Here is a 21,531-nt window from a genome sequence, read left to right on the forward strand (position 1 = left end):
AGAACGATTGTTCAAATCCTTACACTCGTCCGTTTTCATTATATGTATAAACAACAGGAGGTTATTTATATGGATGAGCAAAAAATCGCAATTATAACTGGCGGCGCTTCTGGTATTGGTAGAGCTTTAGCCATTCAATTAGCAAATAAAGATATATTTGTAATTATCGCTGATATTAATGAAACTTGTGGCCAAGACCTTGTGAATAATATAAAAAATAATAATCAACTAGCTAGGTTCGAATATTTAGATGTTACTAACGCTGGATCCGTAGAAGAACTTATTATAAAAATAGTTAATGAGTTTGGTAGAATTGATTATATGTTTAATAATGCAGGAATTGCTATGTATGGAGAAGTATTCGATATGTCTTTGGATGATTGGAAACATATTATTGAAATAAATTTATTAGGAGTAATTTACGGAACACAATTGGCTTACCAATTCATGAAAAAACAAGGATTTGGTCATATCATTAATACTGCTTCTGCAACTGGTTTAGGACCAGCTCCCCTTTGTACCGCGTATGCAACAACCAAACATGCTATCGTAGGTTTAACAACTTCATTACATTATGAGGCGGAAGAATACGGTGTAAATGTAAGTGTGCTTTGTCCAACTTTTGTAGATACACCCATATTTGAAAAATCAATTGCAATTAATATGAATAAGAATCAAATTATAAAACAACTAAAAACAAATAAGCCAATTTCAGCTGACAAATTCGCTGAAATTGCACTGAAAGCTATTCATAAAAATAAATTAGTAATTTGTCCAATGCCATTAAAAAAAACGATGGACGTATTCTTCACTTTATTTCCTTATCTTCATAAAAAGCTAATGCGTTTCGTATGTCAAATTGGTCGTAAAGCAAAAATGACGAAAATATAAATATCTGATTATTGTTTATTTACAGTTAAATTTATATGTGATAATATGGAAAAAATAAATGCAGTGAAGAGAAGAGTAAATAAAATGAATTTTTCACAGAGAGCTCCATGTAGCTGAAAAGGAGTAAAAATTCTTTATTGAACCAAGCCTCTGAGCAGCACATCGGAACCTATTATTAGGGGATGGTGTGACGGGAGCTCCCGTTATAGAGCTATGGTATAAGCATGAATTAGAATGCAGTACCTGATAAGGTTAGTATGGTGACATATTAACAAACTAGGGTGGCACCGCGATGATAAATCTCGTCCCTAAGATTAAAAGTCTTGGGGGTGGGATTTTTTTATTGTTGTAAAACAATTTTGAAAGCGGGGGCCAAAAATGAAAAATTTACTTAAAGATTGGAAATATCCTTTATTACTATTGTCCGGAGTTGGTATTGCGAATTTAGGGGCATGGATTTACTTAATAGCACTGAATGTACTTGTCTATAATATGGGTGGCTCAGCCTTAGCTGTTGCTACTTTATATGTAATAAAACCATTAGCCACTTTATTTACAAACGCTTGGTCTGGGAGTATGATTGATCGTTTAAATAAACGGAAATTAATGATTCACCTCGATATATATCGTGCGTTATTTATCGCTATTTTACCTTTACTTCCGTCACTTTGGATTGTTTATGTATTCGTATTCTTTATAAGTATGGCCAGTGCAATTTATGAGCCAACTGCTATGACGTATATGACGAAATTAATTCCAGTAGAGCAAAGACAACGTTTCAACTCATTACATACTTTAATAGGATCTGGTGCATCATTAATTGGACCAGCAGTAGCGGGGGGATTATTAATTGCAGGTACACCAGAGTTTGCTATATATATGAATGCTATAGCATTTCTCTTATCAGGATTCATTACATTACTTTTACCGAATCTTGATAAGAAAGAAGATTCGGATACAACTAGTAATACATTATCACTTACAGTATTAAAAAAAGATTGGAACACTGTTATAAATTTTAGTAGAAAACATGTGTATGTCGTATGTGTGTATTTCTTATTTCAAAGTATGTTCGTATTAGCAACTGCTACTGATTCACTTGAACTATCGTTTGCGAAAGAGGTATTACTACTAACAGATAGTGAATACGGTTTTCTAGTTAGTATAGCTGGTGCAGGATTTATTTTAGGTGCCATAACAAATACAATTTTATCAAAGAAATTAGCACCTTCATTTCTAATTGGAATAGGATCACTATTCATCGCAATTGGTTATTTAATTTATGCTTTTTCAAATGTATTTTTAATAGCTGCTATTGGATTCTTTATTTTATCTTTCTCTATGGCATATGCAAATACAGGATTTTATACATTTTACCAAAATAACGTTCCCGTTCATATAATGGGACGGATCGGGAGCATATATGGACTTGTTATTGCGTTAGTAACAATCTTTATTACAATACTATCTGGTGTTGCGACTCAGTTCATTTCTATACAACTTGTAGTTATTGTAGGGTCATTAATAATGTTATTTATTACTATCGTCTTGTTTGTGTTTACTTTATTCCCATCACAATCTAAGTTGTATTCTACTGAGTCAATAAAGTGAAATTTTAATCAGGGGAGCATCCCCCACTGATTATCAGCCCTCACCAATCGGGCTTTTACGGGCAGCAGGGTCCCCACTTAACTTCTTTGCTTTCGCTGAATTTTGAGATGGGGGTCCTACTGCCCACAAATAGCGGAGTACATTCGAAATGAACTTTGTGTTCTCATTAACAATTTATCGTATTTAATAAAAGGGTTCTTTCCCCTTTATATGGAAAAATTAATAAGGGTAAAGAACAATACCGAAAGACAAGGGTGGTTGTCGTGATAAAAACAAAAGATGAAATTAATAGAATTGTAAAAGAAATACAAAAGAAAATAGATTTCTCTGGAGTAGTTTTAGTAAAAAAAGAAAAAGACTTAATCTATGAAAAAGCAATGGGTTACGCAAACAAAAGTGAATGTATAAACAATACGATACAAACAAGATTCGGCATTGCCTCAGGATGTAAAATTTTCACTGCAATTGGAATCTGTCAACTTGTTGAAAAAGGTGTTATTTCTTTTCATACAAAATTAAAGGATTGTCTAGAGATAAAACTTCCAAACTTCGATGAAGATATTACAATACATCAACTACTAACGCATAGCTCTGGTATACCAGATTATTTTGATGAAAGTATTATAGATAACTTCGAGGATCTTTGGAAACAAACACCTATGTATCTATTAAAGAGCTTAAAAGACTTTTTACCATTATTTCAAAACAATAATATGATGTTTGCACCTGGGAGTAAGTTTCACTACAACAACGCAGGTTTTATCATACTTGGATTAATAATAGAAGAACAGACGGGACTTAAATTTACGGAGTATATAGAAACAAACATTTTTAATTCGATTGGCATGAATGATTCTGGCTATTTTTCGTTAGATAAATTACCAAGACATACAGCTCTAGGATATATAAAGGACGAAACCAACCAAAATTGGAGAACAAACGCTTACTCTATACCAATAAAAGGAGGGGCTGATGGAGGTGCATATGTTACTGCACCAGACATGTTGAAATTTTGGGCGGCACTATTTAATAATGAAATTTTAGGAAAGGAATATACAAAGTTACTTTTAACTCCCCACATTTATGTAAATGATAAACAGTCTTACGGATATGGAATATGGATTGAAACACGAGAAAACAAGGTATTCAAATATCATGTAATGGGATATGATCCAGGCGTCAGTTTTCGCTCGGCCATATATCCAGAATTAGGAATCACTTTAGTTATTCCATCGAATAAAGAGGCAGGACCTGAAAAATTAATGACAGAAATAGAAAGAGCTTTTTAATTATATGGATATAAAAGAAGAGATACGAAAATAATTTAAACGGGTTTATGATTGTTTCTGTTCTGAAAAATATTTTAGTTAACGAGGAACCCTTTATTTATTAAATAAGGGGTTTTTGTAATTCTGCACAATTACATATGTTTATATGGATTTTTAAATTAAAAAATATTACTATATAATTGTAAATTTAAATTATTAATTCATATGAAAGGATGTGTTAACAATTTGTATATGATCAACGGTAGTTTGTTTATTATTTTAGGGGTTATTTGTTATTTAATTGTACGTGGAATATTAATTGGTACCAAAAATAAAAAACATGTGATTTGGTGGAAAGAAATAGTAAGTTTTTTATTCGTGGTTTACATTTGTATGGTTGTTGCAGTAACTTTATTCCCTTTACCAATCGGTTTTCCTTCTAATATTGAAAATCTGAATCGCTCGGTCAATATAATACCATTTGCATCAATTATTAAAGACATCAATCAAATTGGTAGTGCTTATGATGGAGATGCCCTATTTATGATTGGGCTAATTGTAAGAAATGTAGGCGGGAATATTTTATTATTAATGCCTTTAGGATTTTTAGCACCTATCCTATGGGATAAATATAAGAAATTCAAAAATACAATTTTATTAGGATTTTCTATATCAGCTAGTATTGAATTGCTACAATTAATTGAGTCTTTATTTAGTGGAGTGGGACGTATTACTGATATTGATGATGTGATTTGTAATGTTCTAGGTTCTATTTTTGGATATTGTATTTATAATATCTTTTTAAAAGCCATTAATAAATTTAACATTCGAGTGTTGGGTAAAACTAATTCTAAAGGTGTGGAATTAGTTGATAAATAGGAGTTTAAACGAGTTATTAAAGGCGTACGAGTAAAAAGTACGTCTTTTTTATTTTTATAAATAATGCTTAAGGCTGATGAGAAATCACATTTTCCATCTTACACTTGAAAGTAGCTATCGTATTTCAAGTATGGAGTGAAAAGAGGAGAATATAATCTTTAAAGATAAGCAAGTTTATAGGAGGATTCTAAATGGATATTTTACTTGTTGTTCTTATTATTGTTTTGATGCAAAGTAAAGAACGAAAAGTGAAAATAAACCGTATTTGGCTCATTCCGGCTTTGTTGTGCTTTGTAACAATCCAGTCCATTATTCATATGGGACAAATAACATCCCTTGTTTAACATTGCTAAGAACGGTAATACTAATTAACATTGAACTTTTACAACAAGGGATGATAATATGATATACATTTACACAGACTTCGGCGGTACTCATACAACTTCACTTGCTGCAGCGTATCATTTAAATAAATTACCAACGGATCGTAAGTTAACGAAAGAAGAAATTTTGAATGTAGATTACTTTAATAAATTGAAAACAGAAGATATGGGAAAAATTATTTTTCATGGAATCGATGAACATGGTCATCCTGTATATACGATTGGATGTGGCGCATCAAAAGTTGTTGTACCAGCGATGAAGCATTTAGGAGAAATCTTGCAAAAACATTATCAAAGCCATGAAAAGATTATATTTTCTAATACATCACCAACAGTGCCTTTACCAATGACTTTCGGTGGGCTGTTTTCTAGAAGGTTCCATATTGATTTTATTGGCGTACCTTTACTCGTATGGGGAGCAAAAATTTGCTGTGATAATATACAAAGGCTTGTTAGTTATACAAAAGAAGCTGGACGATTAACGAATGATTATGTAGTAATTTTAGATAATGAAACTTTTAAATAGTATATGATAAGAAGAAAATCGAGCAAATTCCTTGATTTTCTTTTTTATTTGTGAAATAGACAAGAAATAGTCACAATTAATATGCATCTACTATAGCCAAAACAATAAAGTCCTGTTACTATTACAGGGATATTCTCTTTTCGTAACATAAATATATAGAAAAGTCAGAAAAGAGGAATTGAATTAAGGGAGGAACAACATGAAGCGTGTTGCTTGGATTACTGATAGTACAACTGCGAGTTTTAAAACAGAAGGAGATAACTTTGTTATCCCAATTGAAGTTATTATTGATGGTGTGTCGTACAAAGATTGTGAAGAAGGTGTGCGTGAGCGCGTTTATAATGCTTTGAATGAAGGTAAAACTGTCACTACATCACAGCCTAACATAGGGGAAATGGTAGATTTATTTTCGAAATGCAAAGAAGAATATGAAGAGGGATTTGCAGTTGCTATTAGCGGAAAAGTAAGTGGAACCTATCAAAACATGAAGTTAGCTGCAGAAATGGCAGGTTTCCCATTAACGGTATTAGATAGCGAAACAACAAGTTATCCAATGGATGAACTAATTAGAAAAGCGAAATCGTTATACAATGATGGTATGACTTTACAAGATATACACAAAACATTAGTAGATGAAAAAAGAAGACCTTTCCATGTATTCCCGAAAAGTTTAAAAGGCCTTTATGCAAGTGGACGTGTAAAGGGAGTTCAATTTTTACTTGGAAGTTTATTAAGTGTCAACTTAATATTAGAAGTAAAAGGTGGAGAGCTTTTACTTGAAAAGAAAGTACGTAAAATCCAAAAATGCCGAGAATACATTAAAAATGAACTTGAAAAAGAATTGCCAAAAGTACTTCACATGTTCCATGCTAACGATAAAGATGGAGCTGAAGAATGGATTGCAGATATTAGACAAGCATTCCCTGAAATGGATTTCAAACTATATCCATTACCAATTTCATTTGCAGTTCATGCAGGTGAAGGTACAATTGCAATTAGTTATTAAAGTAAAACCCGTGAATAATTCACGGGTTTTTTATTTAATTAAAATGAAATGTGATCTCGACATATCTCCATCGAGGTTAGAAATCGATGGTCGAGCTACCTTCTCATAGATAACTGTGGAATGCCTTTTTTATGACTTATCCAATTATTTCTTACAAGATTTAAGGAGGATTGAGTTGAAAATGAATTGATTAAAGTGTAAAATTACACTAAATAACACATTAGTTACTTTTTGAGGGGGAGGTAAAGTGAATAAGGAGCATGCAATTGAACTTATTTCAACGAAAATAAAGTTAATACGCACTGAAAAAAGATATACACAAGATAAAATGGCTGAAGTTCTCGGCATATCAAAAAAAACGCTTGTTCAAATTGAGAAAGGGAGAACGAATGCAGGTTGGACCAACACTGTTGCTATTTGTGCATTGTTTAGAGATAGTGAAGTTTTACAGAATACTCTTGGGGATGATCCATTAGTAGTAATCGAAACAATGGCCCACAATAGCACTAACAACTTCAAAGAAAAAACATTGGGAGGAAAAGTCTGGTGGAAACAGATTCAAGAAAAAGGGAATTTTCGCTTACAACAAAATCTAATTAGTCAGCATTATCGTATTCTAGACAGACAGGATTACCGTTGGTTTAATTCGTTTGATTTAGAAGAAACGCTAAATCAACTTAATAAATTAGCAACGAATTCAGAACATCAAATAACCAGAACTACAATGAGCGAAAATAAATAGGAGGAAATTACATATGATCATCTTGCATTTTCTTTGGATTTACTTTATGCCAATTTACTGGTTATGTGGATTTATAGGTGGAATCTATTTAATTATTGCAGGTATCAAATATCTTAAATTACTTGTAAGTGTAATGGGATTACTTTGTCTTACCCTTGTCGTGTTACCTATTGTTTGTTGGGGGACAGGGATTAATGCGGAATTTCTTCTTACACCCGTTTCCAACTTTTCACTATTCTCTTTAAGTGGGTTAATAACAGGATTTATTGGATTTTGGTCAAAAATTAAAGGCATAAGAAATATGGGAGTTACTATTTTTACTTGTGGAGTAATAGGTGCCCTATTCTATTATTTAATGTCTATACCCGATTCATACTATATAGGATAGTTTTTCAAAACTCAGTTCATTTACAAACAAAAGGATAGTGAAACAAGAAAAACATTATTTCTATTCTTTCTGTCTAACTTATTAAATAAAAAGGAGATGCTATAGAACTGGTAGCGTCTCCTTTTTCACATGAATCATTTACCTATCAGATAGGTTGCGCTCCAGTACGTAGTAGGTAACATATCAATAGCTAGCTATAATTTCTACATTCTCTGACTTTAAATGATAAAGGAGATGTTATCACAGTTGTTCCTGCAAAGAAAAAATGAATAGTTGTAGTAAAAACATTCTAGAATACAGAATATTAGGAATATTGGATATAAAATATGATAAATACGAGGCGTAAGCCAGTTTACAATTTTTATGTCAACACTACAAACTTGACATGTGTGTATTTCGTTTTGCACTGTAAATCATTCATATTGAGTAATGGAATTGTAGAAATATATAATAGAATATTCGCACTAATATTTATAAAACTACAATCTATTTATATATAAGGTTATTAGGATTATATTGAAAATGAAAGAGAAAACAATAGATGGAAGGGGATGTTTTTTATGTTTAAAAAAGCAGCACTAGGGATTTCATCGTTAGCAATCACAGCGTTCGTCGGATTAGGAATGGCAACAGAAGCTTTAGCTGGACCAGCAGCACCACTTACTTCACTAAACGTCGTACAAGTAGAGTCTGAGCTAGGCGGGGTAGAAACAATTAATCAGAACAGCTTCAGTACATCGCGTAACCACGGGGGAAAATACTTATATATTACAACGAAAGAAATGGGCTATGGCCAAAACCCATTTGCTAAAATGAATGGTTCTAATGTAAAAAGTATTGATTCCACTATAATTGGCGGAAGACCAATCGTTGGCTGGTATTATAAATGGGATGCGTCTGGACACCAACAAGGAACTTTTGAGTACCAAAAGACATCTATAAATGCCCCATTTAATACAATGCGTACATCAATTTATATCCAATAATTTTGAAAGCGTTCGCACATGTAGAATAGTAAAAAAGGTACTTCTAGGAGTACCTTTTTTTGATTTGAATCACGTTCATCTATATTTACAATCCTGATTTCACAGCAAGAATACTTACCATGAAACAAAATCCTTAAACGTCTATAAAATTAATATGAACGCGTAGTACAAGTCCGCTACAGTTAAAGTACGTAACTTTACATATTTCAACTCAATGAAAAAGGAAGAAACTGCAGTACTTACGCCGCAGTTTTAAATTCATCCATGAACTCACAGTTTTTAGATATATAGACATAAACGTAATACCTGCGCCTCTTTTTTAAATTCAAGATTAAAAAAGAGGAGCTAAACTTATATAAGCTTAGCTTAATGGGGATGTGGCGGAACTTTAAAATTAATTACATCTTTTTCATAGCATAAATAATTTTGTATAGGGAGATGAAAGGATTTTTTAAAGTAATAAAGAAGTATGTATAAACAAATATATAAATGGTAGTGATTAGGATGAAAATCAGTAAGTTTGCAGAAGTAAATAATGTAAGTGTAGATACGATTAGACATTATATGGATCTCGGACTCGTTATTCCTGAGAAAAAAGGAAGTCACTATTTTTTTGACGAGTATTGTCAAAAGGATATAGAACTTATATTAGAGTACAAATGGATAGGGTTTAGCTTGAATGAAATTAAAGAACTGTTTCTTTATAAAAATTTAGGGAAATCCTTAGACTATGAAAAGGATATTTTTTATCAATCTTTATTTAAAGTAAAATATGAAAAGATTGAGCAAGAGATAAAAACCTTAAAGGAACGAAAAGATAAATTAAAGAAAACGTTAAATAATTTATCTATAGAAACTGAAATTTCGAGTTCAATTTTAGGGGTAGATTTAAAAGTACTTCATTTATTTAAATGTGTTAAGTGTAACGGAAATTTAATTCTTGAAGATGGCATTATTAATAAAAATCAAATTGTTGAGGGGAAATTAATTTGTAATTGTGGTGAAGAATACGCGATTACTTCCGGAGTTTTAACAGCTGGAAAATTATTTGAGGTGTATAAGAGGAAATCACTTGAAGATTCTATTTCAGATTATATCCATGAAACGGATACTGCTTTTTTGGAAAATGTTCAAAGAGGAGGAGAATGGGCGAAAAAGAAACTAATGCAATTAGATTTAAATGAAAAAATACTACTTGATTTAGGGTCTGGTATTGGGTTCTTTTTACGAAATATTTATGAAGAACTACCGGAAGAGTGTTTATATATTGCTGTTGATCGAGATTTGAATAAACTTTTACTTTTAAAAGATGTAATTGAGAGAAGAAATGTGAAAAGAAATATTGTATTTATCTGTGCCGACTTTCTAAACATACCTATTCAGAATAATTCTGTTGATATTGTAATCGATCAATCAGGTACAAGTAATTATAGTTTTGAATATGAGGAGTTCTTATTGTGTGAATTAAATTCCCTTTTTAAACACAATTGTTATTTATTAAGTTCATTTATTTTATTTAATAAATTCAGCATAAATAGCCAAATTGCACCTAGACTCAGAGAGAATTTTACATCTGCAAAAGTAACAAAAGAAATCGAAAATTTACAGTTTCAATCTATTGATGAAAGTACTTCAAATTATTTGATACGAGGGGGAAGGTACGAGGATTTCTTTGTTCAAGGAGAAGAAATTTATACATATTCATTTTTCGGAAAAAGATGGGGTTAACCCCATCTTTTATTTATTTCCCCTTAAAACTTTTCAAATCGTACATATTGCTATTGGGTTGACCCAAGAACTTACAATGTACGTAACACAAAGTTAGGTAGGGGGAAAAGTGATGGGAAGTTTACGATTACATATAGAAAATAAAAAAAGAAACCAAGAACTAAGAAATATGTGTCTCTATTCATTCGGGAAAACAGTATCAATATTTGGTAGCTCTATTTATAGTTTTGCATTAGGATTATATGTTTTACATATAACCGGATCAGCATTAAATTTTGCCATTACGCTTATTTTAGGAACTATTCCGATGATTGTTATGAATCCATTTGCTGGTGTAATTGCAGATAAAGTTGATAAAAAGAAATTGGTCATTTGTATGGATTTACTAAGTGGAAGCTTATTAATTACTGTTTATATATTTAGCAGTAATTATGGATTAGACTTATTCACCATTTATGCTACTACCTTTCTTATAACGGTATTTACAACATTTTTTGGAATAGGATTAGAAGCTGCAAAACCAAATATCGTCTCCAAAGAGAGGCTAATGAGTATTAACTCTATAAGTAAAATTATCGATTCTATATCTTTAATTCTAGGTCCTATGTTAGGTGGTATTGTTTTTGCAGTCTTTGATATTAAAATTTTTATAATTATAAACGGTATTTCATTTATCCTTTCGGCTATTTCCATATTATTTATTAACTTTAAATTGTTTGAGCAAAACATAAATGAGGAATGTTCAATTAGAAAAATTAATTTTATTGAAGATATAAAGGAGGGATACTCTTACTTAATGGAGCGGAAAAGCTTAAAAAATACGTTCAGTATTTTAATTTCACTTAATTTCTTCTTAGGGTTTGCTGTAACTGTTCCATTGCCATACATTATTAATACAGTTCTCGATCTTGGTTCTAAACAATTTGGTATGATTCAAGGGACTTTTCCAGTAGGCATGATAATTGGTGCGATTTTAGTAAAAAAGATAACCGATCGTTTTTCTTACGCTTATCTTTTGAAAAAGTTAAGCTTTATGTTGGCGGTTTTTATGATTATTTCAGGAATTCCAGTTTTATTCAAAAGTTTTGAGGTAAATGATTTTGTATACGTTATTACCTATTGTGTTGTTATGTTCTTTTTAGGACTAATTATAGTGCTTATTGATATACCTATAGCTTATTTCATGCAAAAAGAGATTCCTGATGAATATAGAGGGAGGGTTCTCAGCATTGGATTAAGTATAAGTAAAATGATGCTTCCTATAGCAATGGCGCTATCCGGTCTATTATTAAATTATATTCCAGCCTACATGATTACAATTGTAGGGGGAATCTTATATTTAATAGTAATTAAAGTTTCATCGAATTGTTTCATATTAGAAGTTCATTCGAAAGATTATAGCGCTTAGTAGATCTTAGATTATTTATAGAATGGTTACTGCTACATTTTTCAAGTTAAGAAATGCAAATACTATAAAACGAAAAAATGGGCTAATTTCCCATGAACAATTTTGAAAATATTACATATTCGTTTTGGAGAATACTTTAAAATTGTAGGTTGAGGGGATGAATATCGTTCCGAAATACAATAATAAAATTTAACTTTGTTGATTGACCTTCCCCTTACAGGAAGCAGTATATTTAAAATAATTAAATACAGGAGGTGAGTATTATGCTTTCAATTGGAGAGTTTTCAAAAATATCTCATCTTACAATGAAGACGCTGCGCTATTATGATGAAATTGGGCTTTTAAAACCAGCTTTCATAGACGCTAAGAATGGCTATCGCTACTATGAGATTTTCCAATTAGAAATAGCTTTATTGATTACACGATTAAAAACTTATTTATTTTCGCTGGAAGAAATTAAGGATATTTTAGAAGATCGGGAGAATACTGAATTGCTTAACTCTAAAATGAAAGGCAAACAAGAAAATCTAACACAGCAGATAACATATTATTCTTCTTTATTAAAAGAATTAAAGCTTGATATTCAACAATTAAATGAAGAGGAAAGTATCATAGGTTACTTAAATCGTATTGAGATTAATCTTGTAAATCACTTAACCTATAATATATTATCTCAGCGAAAACAAATTAATACCGCTGATTTCCTAATACACTTTAATGAGTTGTTTAGTAAAATTTTATTTGAAAATTTATTACCTAGTGCAAAACCACTTGCTATATTCCATAGTTCAGAATATGTACCTGAAAATTATGATGTTGAAATTGCGATTCCCCTTGCAGAAGCCACAAATAAAACAAAAGTGTTTAATCCCGGTCTTTGCGCAATGGCTACGCTTATTGGTTCTTACGAAGAATTACCTTTTATTCATACAAAGCTACATGTTTGGATTGAAGAAAATAACTATAAACTGAATGGAGCTCCGTTTGAAGTTTATAAAACGAATCCTTATAGCACACAGGAGGAGAATAATATCATAGAAGTTTATTTTCCTATAAAATGAATAAAGGAAGGAGCGTATCACAATGTATGGTATAAACCGGCCAACAATAAAAGAAAAAATATTAATTTTAGTTACTGAGATTATTTATCTAATCATTGCGTATTACTTACTTTTCATTACTTATTTCAAACCAGGCATTTCAATAGGGCTGTTTATAGCTTTGATTATCACCGCTTTACGATTAACGGCTATGATGTTTATATGGTTGCCTAGAGGGATTTCATGGCAAGAAGCCATTATGAACAGTATTGCTTTTGGAATTTATTATTTAGGTTTTCCAATCTTAATGATTACTAGTAATCAGGATCCTAATTTAATATTACTTACAATAGGTTGGATATTGTTTTTAGGAGGAAGTATGTTAAACACAGTTTCAGAGCTACTTAGAAAATCCTTTAAAGACAATCCTGTAAATCAAGGTAAGCTATATACAGGTGGTTTATTTAAATATGCGATTCATATTAATTATCTGGGGGATTGCCTTTGGGTGTTAGGTTTAGCATTTATCGCTAGCAATATTTATAGTTTATTTATACCTCTAGGCCTGTTCTTTGTATTCGTTTTTGAATATATTCCAAAATCTGATGGTTACTTACAGAAAAAGTATGGAGAACAATTTACAGTCTATAAACAGAAAACAAAAAAATTAATACCGTTTATTTGGTAAATCAGTTTCATAAATTATAAAAAGCGCAGGATCAGCATCCTGCGCTTTTCTATCGTAATTCAGCGGTTTTTCTAATGACAATCTTATCAATATCATCTTCTTCATCACCAATAAATAATCCGCGTTCTTTTAAATATGCTTCAAAATATAAATCTGCTTCAGCGCGTTCGTCATATGGCTTTACAGAGAGAACGAAACCTAATTTGTTTTGTTCTTCTAAGTGAGAAGTGGAGATGTAAGCCGGTACATTATGGCGTAAAAAGAGTTCTTTAACTGGAATAATCATATCTTTCATTAATTTCGTTAGCATACCCATTTCAAACTCGAAATTAAAGCGATCTATACTAGATAAATCAGCGAATACTACACCGATAAAACCTGTATTAAATACTTCTTGATATTCTACATCTTCATCATGGCCGCCATAAAAATTCTTTTCGATTAAATAATTTACAAAATAAGCAACGCCATCACTTTGTTCAAATGGTTTCGTTGAAAGAACAAAACCAATTTTCTTTTGTTTATGTAAATACACACATGACATGTATGCTGAAATGTTATGTTCTTTAAACAAAGCGCTTGTTGCTCCTGAGAGACCATCTAATACGTGATGAACAATTTGAAGTTTTTTACGAGCGAAATAATAGGATTTCTTTTGTAACTCCAATGTATCAATAAAGACAGAGCCGATAAAGCCTGTATTTGAAATAATAGGTGCTTGCTTTTTTCTTCCTCTGCGCTTTAATGGAGCCATTGTTAAAATCATCCCTTCATGTACGTTTAAAATAAAAAGAACATTTGTTCGTATATTTATATTTTACTATTAAAACGCTATAAAGTAAAGGGTTTTTGATGAAAATATAACAAAAAAGACACCTTATAAAAGGTGCCTTAAACGCTGTAGGGAATAGGGTTTATCCTAACTATTTATATTATGATACAGAAACAATCTCTTCTGTATCTTCTACATCTAAATGACAGTCCATAGTACGAACATCTTGATCTTCATGACTTCCGAAATAAATAGTAATTTTCATATGTATCGCTCCTTTATTCTAGGAATACCTAAAATAATTACTAGTAATGTTAATATTTATTATATACCACTTTTTTCATTCCGACAACGTTATATCATTTTTAATTATTTTAAACTATAGAGCACAATTTAAAGAGGTACTTTTTATAAAAAAAGGTAAATTTCTAATATGTTATATTTAATATAGAGGGATTCGAGTATTACTTTTTATGAAAAGGAGAACTATTGATGAATTATAAACAATTACTAATAGATAACTTTGCATTTAAAACTTCATATGTTGCGCAATTTGTGCCCGGAATGAGTATAAAAGAAACGAAAGATTATATTGCTGTTGATTGTGGATTACCTGCCGATACATTCAATATCATTACTCTACTGAACAATAATTTAACGGAAGGGGTCGAGAAATTACATAAGGAGGTAGAATACTATAATCAAAAGAAATTTCCAATGAGTGTTTGGTTATGGGATGAGGAGCAAGAGCGGGATATAAAAATCGGGTTAAAAGAAACGGAGCAAAATATTGCGATGGTAGCAGACTTAAAAACAATTTCTCCAACAATACACATGCCAGTAAGTTTTACAATTCAACAAGCATCTTCACCTGGACTAATAAAAAAATTTGGAGAAACGTTAGCTAATCTATTCGGCACATCGGAAGAAGGTATACATGTACAAGCATTCTATAATCAAATTTCTAATCTTGATTTATGGAACAGTGAGAATATGAAACTATTTTTAGGATTTTATGAAGGTGAAATCGTAACTGTTGGTTCATTGATATGTTCAAGAGATAGTATTGGTATTTATGACATCGCAACGAAAGAAGAAATGAGAGGACGAGGATTCGGATCTACTATGTTCAATTTCCTTCTGCAAGAAGCACAAAAATTTAAAAATACGTATTGTGTATTACAAGCTTCAACCGATGGAATCAATATTTATAAAAAATCGGGATTTCAAGCTATCGGCAAAATGACTGTATTGGAAAATCGACATTTAATTGAGTAAATCATTCAAGTTAAATTGTCTTTATATAGGAGCTTATAAATCGTTATGAAAAAGATATATCTCGTTACAATAATTTGTGCCTTTATAATAATAAGTATCTTTGTTTTTCAGAAAATTAATGAACATAAGTATACTAAAGCTATGAATCAATCAAATCATATAAAAAATATCGCACATAGAGGTGATTCTGCGTTCGCGCCTGAACATACAATAGCAGCATATCAATTAGGACAAAAAATAAATGGAGATTATATAGAAATTGATCTCCAAATGACAAAAGATGGGCATTTAGTGGCAATGCATGACGAAACCTTAAACCGTACAACAAATGGTACTGGGCTAGTGAAAGAGCATACATTAGAAGAAATAAAGCAACTAAATGCTGGTTCTTTTTTTAATGAAAAATATCCGAACTTAGCAAAGAAAGAATTTGAAAATGTTAAAGTCCCAACATTAACAGAAATTATTAAAACGTTTGGGCATAATGCGAACTATTATATCGAAACAAAATCACCTAATGAATATCCAGGAATGGAAGAAAAATTATTAGAAATTATTAATCATTATGAAATACAGGATAAAGTTATTATTCAATCGTTTAGTGAAGAAAGTCTACAAAAGATTCATGGCTTAAATAGTAATATATCCTTAGTACAATTATTACCTTATAAAAAAGCAGTTCAATTAACAGAATTAGAGATAGAAAAGTATAAAACGTACTGCATAGGTCTTGGTATGAATTACAAATATATTGATTCAGATTATGTAAAGAAAATAAAGAAAAGCGGATTAGAAGTTCATCCATTTACAGTAGATAATGAAAAAGATATGAAAAAGTTACTTTCATGGGGAGTCGATGGGATGTTTACTAATTATCCGGATCGTTTACATTCAATATTATTGGATTTGAAAAGTCATGAATAAGAAGTGTTATTCATAAAGGAGAAATTTACAAAACCTGCATATTAGGATTATCAATGCAAGAAGGCATGTAGCATATAAAAAGAAAATACCAAAAACCGCAACTTGAAGACTTAGGTTGTGGTTTTTTTATTGCTTCGATTTCAACTTACAAAGTTTGAAGCTAGAAGTGAAAACCTTTTTAGCTGAATTGGCTTCCTATGTATTTGTACTTCGTATCGTTCTAGGTATATGTACAACCCGTGAGACGAGTTTTGCATAGGATAATAGAAAAGGAGATGTTGCATATTGAAATACCACAATAGAAATGTAAGTAATCTGAATAAATTAGCGGATAATACGAAAGCTGCAGCTTTTAAGTGGTATCAGTACTGTATCGACAATGGAATTGAAGTATTAATTTATGAAACAATCCGTACGGTCGAGCAACAACGTGAATATGTTCGTAAAGGAGCATCACAAACGATGCGCTCATATCACTTAGTAGGACAGGCATTAGATTTTGTTCCAATTCAGTCGAATGGTACAGAAGATTGGAATGGCTATAATAAAGAACCGTGGGCTTCAGCAATTCGTTATGCTAAACAAATTGGTTTCGAATGGGGCGGTGACTGGAAAGGATTTGTGGATAGCCCGCATTTGCAATATAACTACAAAGGGTATGGAACGGATACTTTTGGAAAAGGTGCTCAAAACGTAGTGACTCCTCCCACGTCGAATGATAATGTAGGGGTTGCTTATATTAACGGTAGTAATGTAAATTTACGAAAAGGACCTGGTACTGGATATGGCGTTATTCGTCAATTAGGGAAAGAAGAGTCCTACAAAGTATTTGGACAATCAAATGGCTGGTTAAATCTAGGTGGCGATCAGTGGGTTTATAACGATCCATCATACATTCGTTATACGGGAGGAAATGTACCAGCAACTTCACAATCATCAAACGATGGTGTAGGTGTAGTTACTATAATCGCTGATGTATTGCGTGTTCGTACCGGCCCAGGAACAAATTACGGCATTGTGAAAAACGTGTACCAAGGTGAAAAATATCAATCGTTTGGATATAAAGATGGTTGGTATAATGTTGGTGGAAATCAATGGGTTTCTGGTGAATATGTTACGTTTGTAAAGTGAAAATAAGAGCCGTCCAGTTGGGCGGCACTTTATTTTAAATATTCATAGGGCGAACACTTATAATATCATTCGTGATACATAGAGTATAATTTTTCATTCTAATAATCAGAAAGTAATCAAAATGTAATTAATTTCAACTACGCTTTTTATATTTTTTTGATACACTGGCTACGAGGGGGATACCAATTAAGGTCGGTAAAAACCAAAACCATATTGGCGGAAGTAAATTTATAATGGGAATATGGATGCCGACATTTACTAAAAGCGCGGTGACTGCACCAATATAAGAACCTAACATGCCTCTAATGTGGTGATGGAGCCAATTTTTCCAACGTTTTTTTCGTGCAAGGTATCCATAAATCGCAAATGAATAAGAGAAGATTGCTACATAAAATAAATATGCGATTTTATCCCAGTTGATAATGGATAATATTATTGCCGTAAGGGTAATGACAACATAGGATGCATGATATATTTCGCCCCATTCGGTATGTTTTCCTTTCTTCTTTTGGGCAACCATCGCTACAATACCAGTGATTAAGCATATTGTTCCAAATAGGATGTGTATGGTTAAAAGAATGTTAAAAATGCTCATAATAATTCCTCCTTTTTTATTTTTATAGTATTGCAGTATAGGAGAAAAGTTGAAAAATATAGTTAGTTCGGCTTAATATATTGAAATAAAGGTACTCCTAGAACAAAACCCAATGATTTAAATATTTAGTGAGATGATTATTATGTTAAATGAAGGAGAGACTTCTATGTTTACATCTATTACATATTTACAATCTGGCAATGAGAAACAACAAAAAATATATGATGTTTTGAATAGCCTAAACATAATGGAGGATTTAGCTTTATATAATCCCGTTCTTTGCGGGACAATCCCTATAAGAATTGATACTCCTCAATCTGACTTAGATATTGTAATGGAAGTATATAATTTTGATGTTTTTGAGCAGGAAATGAGATCTTTATATGGTTCTTATGGAGGGTTCAACATAAAAAAGAAAAAATTAAAGGTACTGAATCGATAAAGGTGAATTTTGAATTCGAAGGTTTTGAATTTGAATTATTTGCTCAACCTAAGCCAGTGCGTAATCAAAATGCATATAGACATATGATAGTGGAGCACATGTTATTAATGCAGCATCCCCATATAAGGGAAGAAGTTATTCACTTAAAGGAACAAGGTTTAAAAACAGAACCTGCTTTTGCTCAAGTATTAAATATTGACGGAGATCCTTATGAAGAACTTATTTTATTAGGGCAGGAAATGAAATTGTGGTAAATAAGATACATAAAAAAATCCTCCAAAAACAAAAGAGGATTTTTTTATGCTGTTAACTTCCGAATTAATTCACTGAGCGATTTAATTCCGTTAGTCATTTGTTCTGGAGTAGCATATCCATATGATAAACGAATGTACTGATCTGATTCTTCTTCATAAATACGTCCCGGATTTAAAAGAATTCCTTTTGATAGTGCCTCTGAAAATAGTTTTTTCATCGGAATGTTATGTACAACCTTTAGCCATATAAAAAATCCACCACTAGGAATATCCCATGATGCAATATCTGCACAATATTTATTTAAAGCTCGTATCATTATTTGTCTTCGTTCTTTCAGGTGCATTCTTACGTTTGCTACATGTGCTTCATAAAAACCTTCATTTATCCATTTAGCAGCTACTCTTTGAGATAAAGAGCTGGATCCATAGTCTGTTTGCATTTTTATATCTGACAATCTATCAATAACAGGTTCTGGTCCGATTATCCATCCAATTCTAAGTCCTGGGCTAAGTGTTTTAGAGAGACTACCAATATATAATACATGTCCATGTTTATCCATCGACTTTAAAGGAGCTGGAGGTGATTCATCAAGCCATAACTCTCGGTAAATATCATCCTCGATGATAGGCAATTGCTCTTTTTCACATATTTTTAATATTTCTTTTCTTCGCTCTTTGGACATCAATATCCCCGTTGGATTTTGAAAACAAGGGATTGAATATAAAATATTATTCTTTTGACTATATTTAATTCGTTTTAATAGGTCGTTAGGTAAAATACCGTGATGATCCATTGATATACCTGATAAATTTATATTTGCTGATTGAAAAACATGAAGTGAATATAAGTAAGAAGGTTGCTCAAGTAAAACAGTTGATTTTCTATGTAAAAGACCAATCGATATTAATTGTAATGCTTGGAGTGCACCAGAGACTATTAATATAGAATCCGGTGATGCATGTATTCCAAATGATCTTACATATTTGCTTATTGCTTCACGTAACGGATAAATACCTTTTTGTTCTTCGTATCCGAAATAATCTAATTCCTCACTGACGTTTTTTATTATAGATTGCATAGTTTCGAGCGGGAAAAGATGAGGTGCAAGTTCACCTTTACTAAGATGGATAAGCGTTTTATTTGCTTCTGCTTCATTTATTTCTCGCACCATTAACTTACTTGGTTTATGAATACCGGCTTTTACATATTCACTCCAATCGGGCGGAGGATTAGTTGCTAATAATGACCATGTATTATTCATTACAATTGTTCCTGCTCCGATTTGTCCTTGAATTAAACCATCTGCTATAAGTTCATCTAGCGCAGTAATTACAGTACTTCGATTTACATGAAATAATTTTGCTAACTGCCGCTGACTAGGGATTTTACTTCCAATTGGCCATTCTCCGTTTTCAATTTTTTCTTTCATATAGTCTATTATCTGCTGATATTTGGGCACTTTTTTATCGGTCGTCATATAAAAAACTCCTTCGTTTATTTAAAAGATTCAAAGTGGTTGGTTTTTCCGATAAATAACTGGTTGAAGACATTGTATCAACTATTAAATATGATGAAAAGAAATAATTGGTAATTTAAAAATGGTTGTTTTTTTAGGGAAGGAGAGAAAATATGCATAATAAAAAATGGGATTTACGCATTATATGTGCTCACGCTTTTACAATTCTTATATGGGGAACTGCTTTTCCAGCAATTCGTATGGGGCTTGAATCTTATACGCCTGAACACCTTACTTTACTACGCTTATTAATCGCCTCATTTATACTTTTGTTATTTTCATTTATATACAAACTACGACTACCGGATTTAAAGGATATCCCAGCAATTTTTATATTTGGTGCTTTAGGGTTTACTATTTATCACATCGCATTAAATTACGGCGAAAAAACAGTAAATGCTGGATCTGCAAGTTTAATTATTTCAGTCACCCCAATAGTAACGGCAATTCTTGCTTCTGTTTTTTTGAATGAAAAAATGAAATTAAATGGCTGGATCGGTGGTGTCATGAGTTTTGCAGGAATTGCCTTAATTTCATTTAGCCAGGGCGATGCTATTCAATTGAATAGCGGGGGATTATTTATATTATTAGCGGCGATTTCAGAAAGTCTATTTTTCGTTTTCCAAACATCTTACTTAAAAAAATACGGCTTCTTACCATTTACCATATATACAATTTTGTCTAGTACTGTATGTATGCTTATTTTCTTACCCGGAGTTTATCAAGAAATACTAGCAGCTCCTCTTGAAGTTAACTTGAGCGTTATATATTTAGGTGTCTTTCCAACAGTACTCCCGTATATTGCATTGGCCTATATTATATTTCGTGCTGGTGCTTCTGAAGCAACAAGTTCTCTATATTTAACGCCAATAACTGCGTGTTTCATTGCTTGGATATGGTTAGGAGAAGTGCCAACTTTAGTTTCGATAATTGGCGGAGGAATTACTATACTTGGAATTGTGATTGCTCATATACCGGTATTAAGAAAAGAAAAACATAGGAATTTAGCAAATAATCAATCCGTATAATGTAATTCAATAATAATTTTATGATACTTTTTTATATAGTTTCTTT

General features: G+C 31.7%; 21 protein-coding genes, 1 pseudogene and 1 other annotated feature. Of the genes and pseudogenes, 19 read left to right on the forward strand and 3 right to left on the reverse strand.

All coding sequences use genetic code 11. The features are described 5' to 3' along the window. Positions 1-69: 69 nt before the first annotated feature. The 14 genes from MHH55_RS07300 (at position 70) to MHH55_RS07365 (ending at position 13,544) form a co-directional block, all read left to right on the forward strand. Complete coding sequence (locus MHH55_RS07300; RefSeq protein WP_078186997.1) at positions 70-891, forward strand: SDR family NAD(P)-dependent oxidoreductase; 822 nt, start codon at positions 70-72, stop codon at positions 889-891. A 54-nt stretch (positions 892-945) separates the two neighbouring features. After that, positions 946-1,204, forward strand: a binding site (T-box leader). Positions 1,205-1,269: 65 nt separating this feature from the next. Continuing rightward, on the forward strand, positions 1,270-2,502 hold the full coding sequence (locus tag MHH55_RS07305) for an MFS transporter (RefSeq protein ID WP_078186996.1): 1,233 nt from the start codon (positions 1,270-1,272) through the stop codon (positions 2,500-2,502). Between the two features lie 263 nt (positions 2,503-2,765). After that, complete coding sequence (locus MHH55_RS07310) at positions 2,766-3,791, forward strand: serine hydrolase domain-containing protein (protein ID WP_000598059.1); 1,026 nt, start codon at positions 2,766-2,768, stop codon at positions 3,789-3,791. 225 nt (positions 3,792-4,016) lie between these two features. Next, the gene (locus tag MHH55_RS07315; RefSeq protein ID WP_048519293.1) at positions 4,017-4,649 is read left to right on the forward strand and encodes a VanZ family protein; all 633 of its coding nucleotides are present in this window, start codon (positions 4,017-4,019) and stop codon (positions 4,647-4,649) included. Between the two features lie 191 nt (positions 4,650-4,840). Further along, positions 4,841-4,993, forward strand: a complete 153-nt coding sequence (locus MHH55_RS07320) for a hypothetical protein (protein WP_000353713.1) — start codon at positions 4,841-4,843, stop codon at positions 4,991-4,993. 58 nt (positions 4,994-5,051) lie between these two features. Then, positions 5,052-5,558 (forward strand): DUF3189 family protein, encoded by a 507-nt coding sequence (locus tag MHH55_RS07325; RefSeq protein WP_000639421.1) that lies wholly within the window; start codon positions 5,052-5,054, stop codon positions 5,556-5,558. Between the two features lie 199 nt (positions 5,559-5,757). Continuing rightward, the gene (locus MHH55_RS07330; protein ID WP_078186995.1) at positions 5,758-6,564 is read left to right on the forward strand and encodes a DegV family protein; all 807 of its coding nucleotides are present in this window, start codon (positions 5,758-5,760) and stop codon (positions 6,562-6,564) included. Between the two features lie 247 nt (positions 6,565-6,811). Beyond that, positions 6,812-7,306: a helix-turn-helix transcriptional regulator gene (locus tag MHH55_RS07335; RefSeq protein ID WP_001031007.1), complete on the forward strand. Its 495-nt coding sequence runs from the start codon at positions 6,812-6,814 to the stop codon at positions 7,304-7,306. Positions 7,307-7,319: 13 nt separating this feature from the next. Continuing rightward, the gene (locus MHH55_RS07340; RefSeq protein ID WP_000584711.1) at positions 7,320-7,694 is read left to right on the forward strand and encodes a hypothetical protein; all 375 of its coding nucleotides are present in this window, start codon (positions 7,320-7,322) and stop codon (positions 7,692-7,694) included. A 560-nt stretch (positions 7,695-8,254) separates the two neighbouring features. Next, a complete protein-coding gene (locus MHH55_RS07345) occupies positions 8,255-8,680 on the forward strand; it encodes a DUF4879 domain-containing protein (protein ID WP_000472909.1) in 426 nt (141 codons plus the stop codon). Between the two features lie 504 nt (positions 8,681-9,184). Continuing rightward, positions 9,185-10,408: a MerR family transcriptional regulator gene (locus MHH55_RS07350; protein ID WP_000703280.1), complete on the forward strand. Its 1,224-nt coding sequence runs from the start codon at positions 9,185-9,187 to the stop codon at positions 10,406-10,408. Between the two features lie 112 nt (positions 10,409-10,520). Beyond that, positions 10,521-11,816 (forward strand): MFS transporter, encoded by a 1,296-nt coding sequence (locus MHH55_RS07355; protein ID WP_000535174.1) that lies wholly within the window; start codon positions 10,521-10,523, stop codon positions 11,814-11,816. Positions 11,817-12,079: 263 nt separating this feature from the next. Further along, positions 12,080-12,877: a MerR family transcriptional regulator gene (locus MHH55_RS07360; protein WP_000948767.1), complete on the forward strand. Its 798-nt coding sequence runs from the start codon at positions 12,080-12,082 to the stop codon at positions 12,875-12,877. Between the two features lie 22 nt (positions 12,878-12,899). Next, positions 12,900-13,544: a methyltransferase family protein gene (locus MHH55_RS07365; protein WP_000274258.1), complete on the forward strand. Its 645-nt coding sequence runs from the start codon at positions 12,900-12,902 to the stop codon at positions 13,542-13,544. Positions 13,545-13,593: 49 nt separating this feature from the next. On the opposite strand, the gene MHH55_RS07370 is transcribed toward MHH55_RS07365, so the two are convergent. Next, positions 13,594-14,298 carry a hypothetical protein gene (locus MHH55_RS07370; RefSeq protein ID WP_000035355.1) on the reverse strand — a complete coding sequence of 235 codons (705 nt, stop codon included), beginning with the start codon at positions 14,296-14,298 and terminating at the stop codon, positions 13,594-13,596. Positions 14,299-14,808: 510 nt separating this feature from the next. Between MHH55_RS07370 and MHH55_RS07375 the strand changes: the two genes are divergently transcribed. From MHH55_RS07375 to MHH55_RS07385, 3 genes are all read left to right on the forward strand, one after another. Next, positions 14,809-15,594, forward strand: a complete 786-nt coding sequence (locus tag MHH55_RS07375) for a GNAT family N-acetyltransferase (RefSeq protein ID WP_139362485.1) — start codon at positions 14,809-14,811, stop codon at positions 15,592-15,594. Positions 15,595-15,639: 45 nt separating this feature from the next. Next, on the forward strand, positions 15,640-16,518 hold the full coding sequence (locus MHH55_RS07380) for a glycerophosphodiester phosphodiesterase (RefSeq protein WP_078187137.1): 879 nt from the start codon (positions 15,640-15,642) through the stop codon (positions 16,516-16,518). A 285-nt stretch (positions 16,519-16,803) separates the two neighbouring features. Continuing rightward, complete coding sequence (locus tag MHH55_RS07385; protein ID WP_078187138.1) at positions 16,804-17,649, forward strand: M15 family metallopeptidase; 846 nt, start codon at positions 16,804-16,806, stop codon at positions 17,647-17,649. A 133-nt stretch (positions 17,650-17,782) separates the two neighbouring features. On the opposite strand, the gene MHH55_RS07390 is transcribed toward MHH55_RS07385, so the two are convergent. Continuing rightward, a complete protein-coding gene (locus MHH55_RS07390; protein WP_000021744.1) occupies positions 17,783-18,244 on the reverse strand; it encodes a DUF2306 domain-containing protein in 462 nt (153 codons plus the stop codon). A 166-nt stretch (positions 18,245-18,410) separates the two neighbouring features. On the opposite strand from MHH55_RS07390, the pseudogene MHH55_RS07395 reads away from it, so the two are divergent. Next, positions 18,411-18,940: pseudogene (locus MHH55_RS07395) on the forward strand (DUF4269 domain-containing protein). Between the two features lie 44 nt (positions 18,941-18,984). Here MHH55_RS07395 and norG read toward each other — a convergent pair. Beyond that, the gene (norG, locus tag MHH55_RS07400; RefSeq protein WP_078187141.1) at positions 18,985-20,418 is read right to left on the reverse strand and encodes an efflux pump transcription regulator NorG; all 1,434 of its coding nucleotides are present in this window, start codon (positions 20,416-20,418) and stop codon (positions 18,985-18,987) included. A gap of 152 nt (positions 20,419-20,570) precedes the next feature. On the opposite strand from norG, the gene MHH55_RS07405 reads away from it, so the two are divergent. Further along, positions 20,571-21,485, forward strand: a complete 915-nt coding sequence (locus tag MHH55_RS07405; RefSeq protein WP_078187142.1) for a DMT family transporter — start codon at positions 20,571-20,573, stop codon at positions 21,483-21,485. The last annotated feature ends 46 nt before the right edge of the window (positions 21,486-21,531 follow it).

The organism is Bacillus sp. FSL K6-2944 (genome assembly GCF_038005385.1).
GTDB classification, from domain to species: Bacteria; Bacillota; Bacilli; order Bacillales; family Bacillaceae_G; genus Bacillus_A; species Bacillus_A cereus.

Excerpts from the sequence above, each read along its gene's own strand:
- MHH55_RS07300 (WP_078186997.1), top strand. The coding sequence starts at position 70 with ATGGATGAGCAAAAAATCGCAATTATAACTGGCGGCGCTTCTGGTATT.
- MHH55_RS07305 (WP_078186996.1), top strand. The coding sequence starts at position 1,270 with ATGAAAAATTTACTTAAAGATTGGAAATATCCTTTATTACTATTGTCC.
- MHH55_RS07320 (WP_000353713.1), top strand. The coding sequence starts at position 4,841 with ATGGATATTTTACTTGTTGTTCTTATTATTGTTTTGATGCAAAGTAAA.
- MHH55_RS07325 (WP_000639421.1), top strand. The coding sequence starts at position 5,052 with ATGATATACATTTACACAGACTTCGGCGGTACTCATACAACTTCACTT.
- MHH55_RS07330 (WP_078186995.1), top strand. The coding sequence starts at position 5,758 with ATGAAGCGTGTTGCTTGGATTACTGATAGTACAACTGCGAGTTTTAAA.
- MHH55_RS07340 (WP_000584711.1), top strand. The coding sequence starts at position 7,320 with ATGATCATCTTGCATTTTCTTTGGATTTACTTTATGCCAATTTACTGG.
- MHH55_RS07345 (WP_000472909.1), top strand. The coding sequence starts at position 8,255 with ATGTTTAAAAAAGCAGCACTAGGGATTTCATCGTTAGCAATCACAGCG.
- MHH55_RS07350 (WP_000703280.1), top strand. The coding sequence starts at position 9,185 with ATGAAAATCAGTAAGTTTGCAGAAGTAAATAATGTAAGTGTAGATACG.
- MHH55_RS07355 (WP_000535174.1), top strand. The coding sequence starts at position 10,521 with ATGGGAAGTTTACGATTACATATAGAAAATAAAAAAAGAAACCAAGAA.
- MHH55_RS07360 (WP_000948767.1), top strand. The coding sequence starts at position 12,080 with ATGCTTTCAATTGGAGAGTTTTCAAAAATATCTCATCTTACAATGAAG.
- MHH55_RS07365 (WP_000274258.1), top strand. The coding sequence starts at position 12,900 with ATGTATGGTATAAACCGGCCAACAATAAAAGAAAAAATATTAATTTTA.
- MHH55_RS07370 (WP_000035355.1), bottom strand. The coding sequence starts at position 14,298 with ATGGCTCCATTAAAGCGCAGAGGAAGAAAAAAGCAAGCACCTATTATT.
- MHH55_RS07375 (WP_139362485.1), top strand. The coding sequence starts at position 14,809 with ATGAATTATAAACAATTACTAATAGATAACTTTGCATTTAAAACTTCA.
- MHH55_RS07380 (WP_078187137.1), top strand. The coding sequence starts at position 15,640 with ATGAAAAAGATATATCTCGTTACAATAATTTGTGCCTTTATAATAATA.
- MHH55_RS07390 (WP_000021744.1), bottom strand. The coding sequence starts at position 18,244 with ATGAGCATTTTTAACATTCTTTTAACCATACACATCCTATTTGGAACA.
- norG (WP_078187141.1), bottom strand. The coding sequence starts at position 20,418 with ATGACGACCGATAAAAAAGTGCCCAAATATCAGCAGATAATAGACTAT.
- MHH55_RS07405 (WP_078187142.1), top strand. The coding sequence starts at position 20,571 with ATGCATAATAAAAAATGGGATTTACGCATTATATGTGCTCACGCTTTT.